At 72.4% G+C, this 2,143-nt stretch carries 1 protein-coding gene and 1 pseudogene; both read left to right on the plus strand.

Translation table 11 applies throughout. From position 1 onward, the window contains the following. Positions 1-190 (plus strand): DUF3459 domain-containing protein (locus H5J30_RS29010; RefSeq protein WP_374101035.1); only part of this gene is annotated, 190 nt, incomplete at its 5' end. 70 nt (positions 191-260) lie between these two features. Further along, a pseudogene (locus H5J30_RS29015) lies at positions 261-1,985 on the plus strand (glycosyl hydrolase family 28-related protein); the annotation flags it as partial. Between the last annotated feature and the right edge of the window lie 158 nt (positions 1,986-2,143).

The following is a 2,143-nucleotide window of genomic DNA, read 5'->3' on the forward strand; positions in this document are numbered from 1 at the left end:
CGGGCCGATGCGCTGGCTCGACGCCCCCGGGGGCGTGCTGTCCTTCGCCCGCTCCGACGACTTCGTCTGCGTCGTCAACCTCGCCGCGGAGCCCGCGCCGCTCCCGGCACACCGAAGCGTCCTGATCGGCAGCGGCCCTCTGGACGACGGGAAGCTGCCGCAGGACACGGCGGTCTGGCTGCGTACCTAGCCCGGCTGCGCCCCGCGCGGCCGGACCGCCGGCCCTCACCCCCCACCCACCCCCCACGGGAAGGTACGTCATGCGCAAGGCACGTATAGGAAGGATCACGCTGGCCGCGTCCGTGGCCGCCGCCGCGGCGCTCGTCGCCGTGCCCGGCGGCGCCCACGGCGCGCCGGAGGCGGGCGCCGACCTGCCGTTCACCTCGATCGAGGCGGAGTCGGCGGACACCAACGGCAGCCCGGTCGGCCCCGACTACACCCAGGGCACCGTGGCCTCGGAGTCGTCGGGCCGGCAGGCGGTGGAGCTGGACGCCCAGGGCGAGTACGTCGAGTTCACGCTCACCGCGCCGGCCAACGCCGTGAACGTCGCGTACAGCGTGCCCGACGGCAAGTCCGGCAGCCTGGCCGTCTACGCCAACGGCACCAAGCTGGACGCGTCGCTCGCCGTCACCTCCACGTACTCCTACATGGACACGCCCTGGATCCCGGGCGCCAAGACCCACCACCTGCTGGACAACTCCCGCGTCCTCCTCGGGCAGGACCTGGCGGCGGGCGACACCGTGCGGCTGCAGGCCGACGACCTCGCCGGCGGCCCGTACACCGTCGACGTCGCCGACTTCGAGCAGGTCGCCGCGCCCGCGGAGCAGCCCGCCGGATCGGTCTCCGTCGTCGACAAGGGCGCCGACCCGACCGGCGCGGCGGACTCCGCGGAGGCGTTCCGCACGGCCGTCGCCGAGGCCAGGGGCGGCGGTACGGTGTGGATCCCGCCGGGCGACTTCAAGGTCGGCTCCGAGCTGTCCGGCGTCGAGAACGTCACGATCCAGGGCGCCGGCTCCTGGCACTCCGTGGTCCGCAGCTCCCGCTTCGTCAACCAGTCGGGCTCGGCGGGCAACGCGCACCTCGCCGACTTCGCCGTCATCGGCGAGGTCACCGAGCGCGTCGACGGCAACCCGGACAACTTCGTCAACGGCAGCCTCGGCGCCGGCTCCACCGTCTCCGGGATGTGGCTCCAGCACCTGAAGGTCGGGCTCTGGCTGACCGGCACCAACGACGGCCTGGTGGTCGAGGACAGCCGCTTCCTCGACATGGCGGCCGACGGCCTGAACCTCAACGGCAGCGCCAAGGGCGTGCAGGTGCGCAACAACTTCCTGCGCAACACCGGCGACGACGCGCTCGCCATGTGGTCGCTGAACGCGCCCGACGTGGACTCCACCTTCGCGGACAACACGATCTCGCAGCCCAACCTGGCCAACGGCATCGCGATCTACGGCGGCACCGACATCACCGTCGAGAACAACCGCATCCTGGACACCAACGCCCTGGGCAGCGGCATCGCGATCTCCAACCAGAAGTTCCTGGACCCGTTCCACCCGCTGGCCGGCACCATCACCGTCGCCGGGAACGAGCTGGTGCGTACCGGCGCGATGAACCCCAACTGGAACCACCCGATGGGCGCGCTGCGCGTCGACTCCTACGACAGCGCCATCGAGGCGGACGTGAACATCACGGACACCGTCGTCACCGACAGCCCGTGGAGCGCCTTCGAGTTCGTCTCCGGCGGCGGTACGGGCAAGGCCGTGCAGAACGTCACGATCGACGGCGCCACCGTGGACGGCGTCGGCAGCGTCGTCGTGCAGGCGGAGACCCAGGGCGAGGTGACCGCCGGCAACGTCACCGCGACGGACGTCGGGGTGGCCGGCGTCTACAACTGCCCGTACCCGGAGGGCAGCGGCACCTTCACACTGACCGACGGCGGCGGCAACTCCGGCTGGGACACCGAGTGGGAGGACTGCTCGGCCTGGCCCGGCCAGGACTGACCCGCTCCCCCCGGGGCACAGCGCTCCCGCCCGGGACCACACGGCACCACACCGCAGCACGCGGCACAGCGGTCCACTCGTCCGGGCTCCCGGCCCACCCCCACGGGCCGGGAGCCCGTCCCCCATGAGAGGAGCACCACCGTGAC

It is taken from the genome of Streptomyces phytophilus (genome assembly GCF_013870535.1).
Lineage (GTDB): Bacteria > Actinomycetota > Actinomycetes > Streptomycetales > Streptomycetaceae > Streptomyces > Streptomyces phytophilus.